4 protein-coding genes are annotated in these 4540 nt (G+C 63.5%); all 4 read right to left on the bottom strand.

Annotated features, from left to right (window positions below; translation table 11 throughout):
* The coding region (locus WA904_RS14030) for an aminotransferase class III-fold pyridoxal phosphate-dependent enzyme (protein ID WP_425197741.1) at positions 1–991 on the bottom strand (991 nt) is incomplete at its 3' end.
* A 163-nt stretch (positions 992–1154) separates the two neighbouring features.
* On the bottom strand, positions 1155–2540 hold the full coding sequence (locus tag WA904_RS14025) for a hypothetical protein (RefSeq protein WP_425197740.1): 1386 nt from the start codon (positions 2538–2540) through the stop codon (positions 1155–1157).
* 44 nt (positions 2541–2584) lie between these two features.
* The gene (locus WA904_RS14020; RefSeq protein ID WP_425197739.1) at positions 2585–3598 is read right to left on the bottom strand and encodes an ATP-binding protein; all 1014 of its coding nucleotides are present in this window, start codon (positions 3596–3598) and stop codon (positions 2585–2587) included.
* A gap of 57 nt (positions 3599–3655) precedes the next feature.
* The coding region (locus WA904_RS14015; RefSeq protein WP_425197738.1) for a hypothetical protein at positions 3656–4540 on the bottom strand (885 nt) is incomplete at its 5' end.

Genomic DNA, 4540 nt, shown 5'->3' with positions numbered 1-4540 from the left:
CCTCCAGAGCGGCCAAGAGCTCTTGCCAGAACTGCTGCGTGATCGTGGCCAGCTCCGCGAGGTCTTCGACGGCGACATAGATGTCGTCGCCTGCCAGTGGATGGTACCCGGAGGTAAGGCCCTTGGCGACGGTCATGACGTCCGGTGAAACGCCCTCGCCCAGGCACGCGAACAGAGGGCCGGTTCGTCCGAAACCGGTGATGACCTCGTCCACGACGAGCAGAATTCCCAGACGCGAACAGAGTTCGCGGACTGCTTTCAGGTACCCGGCCGGAGGAATGATCACACCCCCGGATCCTTGAATAGGTTCGCAGAAGAACGCAGCAACATTGCCTTTTCCCAGTTCATGCACCTTTTGCTCGAGCGCTTCCAGAGTGGCTGACAAAACGGCTTGGGGATCAGGCCCAGCCTCATGCCGGTACGGATAGGGGGACGCAATGTGGTGCTGGTACGCGTCGGGCGAATCGAAGTATTTGTGGAAGACAGGGAGCGCCGTCAGGCCGCTACCGCGACTGGACGAGCCATGGTAGCCCCGCGAGACCGCAATGAAGTGGCGCTTTTCGGGTCTGCCGGTGGCATTGAAGTAGTAGCGGATGAGCTTGATCGCGCTGTCTACCGCATCCGAGCCACCCTGCGTGAAGAACACGCGAGACAATCCCGCCGGAGCCAGGGTCGCCAGCCGCTGGGCGAGGCGGATGGCTGGCTCGCTCGCAAAATGAAAATAGCCGGTCGCGTAGGGTAGTGCCTGCAATTGGCGAGCGGCGGCATCGATGATCGACTGATGCCCGTACCCTGCATTGACACACCAAAGCCCGGAGAATCCATCGAGAACCGTGTGGCCCGACGAATCAGTAAGAAAAACCCGCTCGGCCCTTTCCCAGATCGTGGCCCCTCTGCGCTCATGGACCCGCAGCTGCGCCACAGGATGAATCCAGTGCCGACGGTCGGCGGCCAGTAGGTCCATCGGTTCATTGGGAGCTGCTTGGTTCATGGGCTCCATGCTATTGAAGTGACACCGAACAAAACTGTGTTTTGGTGGCGGCGTCCAGCAGGATATTTTGTTTACCTACCCCGCCAAACTGAGATGCTGCCGGTCTGCAGAACCGACGGGTACATCGAGCGTACAGCGCTCGCGAGTGCACGCGACCAAGAGATCAAGTAGCGCGCGTCGCGCTAGAGCCGCCTTCAGGCGGCTCTAGCGTCCATGTTCGGGATCGTGACCTACTGTCCGAAGCCTTGAGAAGCGGCATGTAGATCGGATTGGGCATTGACATTTCCTTGTTGAAGCTTGAGTTGGCTCGAAACCGCTTGCTCGCATAGCGCCGGAATAAACGCAGGAGACTCTCCTCCGTGGCGCGCGCTCGCACTTGAATCCGGGTGCTTCCATCACTTTCGCGCAAAGCATGCCAACTGGGCACATAGGTCGCCGGTAGCGGCACCTCCTGCCACGGCAGACACGATAGCGGAGTACCCGGGCGAATCGAGGCTAGCGAGAAGGCCAGCAGACCGAGAATCTCCAGCTGCATGACTCGCGCATCCAGGCGGGTTGAAGCGGCGATGGGCCGGCTGTAGCGGATCGGAAAGGACTGCGTGAACAACCTCAGCTGCGTTTCGTCTCGCCTGTGGATCTCCAGAAAGTCCCGCGCCAAGTCGTAGCAGTACAAGGTCTTGCACAAGAGCGCCGGCAGTACGGCCGTATCGGCGTCCAGCCGCAGCCCTGCGGGATTTCGCCCTAGCCTGTCGATCAGGTCACACGCTTGATCCGCACCCGGGCACGCCCGGCTAAGCCACAACAGCAGTTGCTCGAGATGAAGCTTGCGGACCTGCATCGCCTCGTACGGCGACTCTTGGAGTCTGTGCGCATCGATCAGGGTGGTGCTGCTTTGGAACCGCCAGCCCTGCCGGGGAAGCGGCGGTCCAGCCAACGCAGCGCGCTGGACCATCCGGCTAACGACGGCGGATGCGGACTGCCGCACGATCGAGAAGGCGTCTTCATCGCGAAGAGTGCAACCCTGAGCCGCCATCCCCAGCAACTCGCGTGTCGAATCCAGCGCGTGATCCATCAGGCGAGGGTCGCCCTGCCTGCTGCGCTGCGTGACCAACGTTGAGAGCGGCTGTCCGCATGCGCTGCACAGCCACGGGAAGAGCCGTACAGAATGAAGGGTGGGTGTGATCGTGCGCCGGCAATACGGACATCTTTCCCTCAACCGCTCCCCATGCCTATCGCAGCGAAACAGCGCGAGGTGCTGGAAAACGACCGGGTGGTAGCCTTCGCGAAGGCAACTCGCGCAAAACCGCAACGACTGGGCCAATTGCACCCCAGGTCGTCCGATATCGCGACCTTGCATCTGGCCGACCTCGGCCTCGTCGCATCCGAGAAAGGCCGCCAGCCTCGTCGTCGATTCCGGCGCCCACGCTGCGAAGAGGGGTCGCGCGGACGCGTGGGTGGCAAGCGTCGTTTCCTGAATGGTGTTCAGGTGAACGCTGAAATGCGATGCCAGGCGGCCGTACAGCGATTCATTGCGCAGGTCGGTGCGCACGCGGCACACGAGCTCCTGCGTCAGATGCGCCGAAACCGAAGGCCTCATGCGGTGCCCTCGGTCACGGCGACGCCCGTGCCCTCCTCCCCGGAGGAGAACGTGAGATCGACGTAGTAGGCCAGCGTGGAGGTGAAGCCGGTGTCCTGCAAGGCTTGCAAGACCGTGGCGGTAGATATCGTCCTGGGATCGAGCTTGCTCGCGATGGCGCGGTCCAGGACGAGCAGCAGCGACGATCGGAGCATCTGCATCGGCAGGCGCAGACCTCCGGCGATCTGGTGCTTGAGCATCAGCGTCTGCAGCGCTTCCTGGTACTGCGGTGCCCAGGCGGCCATCGTCCAGTCGGTACCCGCGACCTGCGGCATCAACTCCGCGCCGAGGCGGCCGCCTGCCCTACCCGGCTCGTCGAATGCATCGAGCACCAGCCCGACGTCTTCCAGGCTGATGCCGCGGAACCAGTAGCTGCGAGTGAAGAATCGGCCGATCACCTGCATGCCGTTCGTTTCCTTCCAGCTCGCCGTAGCGTTGGCCAACTCGGGTTGGCCCGCCAGCATGAAGAACGGCTTGACCTTCAGATCTTCCAGGCAGTTGAAGCAATGGATGAGCCGGTTGTACTCTTCAAACGACAGGTTCTGCGCTTCGTCGACCATGATGACGATCCAGCGCGAGCCCGCGGCAATCGCGAGCTCCGTCAAGTGGGCGACCAGTCGTCGCCACAACACCGCCAGATCGCGGTGGGCAACGGCGGTGCAGCCGCTTTGGATCATGCGCTCCTGGAGGAAGGTGCGCTCGGTCCGGGAACTACGTTCGCCTGGTGCGCGGATGCTCCAGCGCACGACGGCTACTGTATGTCCGAGCGAGTCGGGAAGCAGGCTCATGAGATAGCGGGTAGCGAAGCTCTTGCCGTTGCATTGCTGCCCCATCACGGCACAGCCGCGGGATTGCATGCGCAGGGATTCGATGATGAAGTGGTTCAGCCGCTCGATCTCGGGGGTCCAAACAATGGTGTCGGGAAGCAGGCCGCCGGCCGATGTGGCGGCGCCGTCGTCGAAGTCGATCATGTGGGGTCCTTGTGAAAGATGCAGCGCGCGGCAGATAGGCCGCGCGCTGCAGGTGAATCAGCGGGGAACGCTGCGGCGGGGCCGCAGCTGCGGCACGGGTTGGACAGGCGAGGACGGCTGGCGCACCGATGCGACTGGCAGCACGACCCGTGCGGTATCGTTTGCTGCGGCAGTCGGCGGCCTGCGAACAGGCAAGACCGCCACGTTGTCGGAAGCGGTCTGCAACTGTTTCCAGTCCCAGATTCCCTGGCTCAGGGCCGGACCGAGCGGCACAGCCTGGCGAGTCATGTACTCCACCAGATAGGTCAGCTGCAGCGCCGCCTTGCGGTCTCGCGGCGCCTTGGCCCGAAGGTGGGCGAACAAGGCCTCCAGCGGTTGGTCGTCGGCGCGTTCGCCGAGTGCGCCCTCTCGCTTCAGGCGCCCGAAGAGGCGCCGTAGCCGCTGATCGTGCGGGAACGCCGCCCAGCGGCCGATCACCTGGACCGGGCCATAGACCTTGCCGTCCTCTCGAAACAGCATGACCGTGCGCAGATTGCGCAAATCCGGCCGCAGCAGCAGGCTCTTGCCCACCATCGTGTAGTCCTTCGACAGCTCGTTGCTGGTGTAGCGCATGTACAGGTAGTTCACGTACGGTCGCAGGCCTTTGGCCTTATCCGCGAGGACCTTCACGCGCACGGGCTGCGCGAAGAAGTACGGCTTGCGCTTGTCCGGTGCTAGATGGCGCGGCTGCAGCGCGCCGGTCTCGAGCTGGCGGCGCAGCCGCTCGAGCGGCGCGATGTTGAAGGAGGCGGCCGCCGGCGTGGTGTTCTCGTTGCGCGCGTAGGCATCCAGCACGTATTCGAGTTCCACCGCCCGCAGGCGCCCTTCCAAAGACACCGCTGCTCTCTTGCGGACGGGATCGCGTGGGTGCGCGCCCGTCGTGGCCGGCAGCTGGTGCAGGAC

This window comes from Polaromonas sp., assembly GCF_049790275.1.
GTDB lineage: Bacteria > Pseudomonadota > Gammaproteobacteria > Burkholderiales > Burkholderiaceae_C > Polaromonas.
The sequence above is the reverse complement of the archived record's forward strand: the minus strand, read 5'-3'. Positions and strand labels throughout refer to the sequence as shown.

Coding starts and splice junctions, on each gene's coding strand:
- WA904_RS14020 (WP_425197739.1), bottom strand. CDS start 3,598: ATGATCGACTTCGACGACGGCGCCGCCACATCGGCCGGCGGCCTGCTT.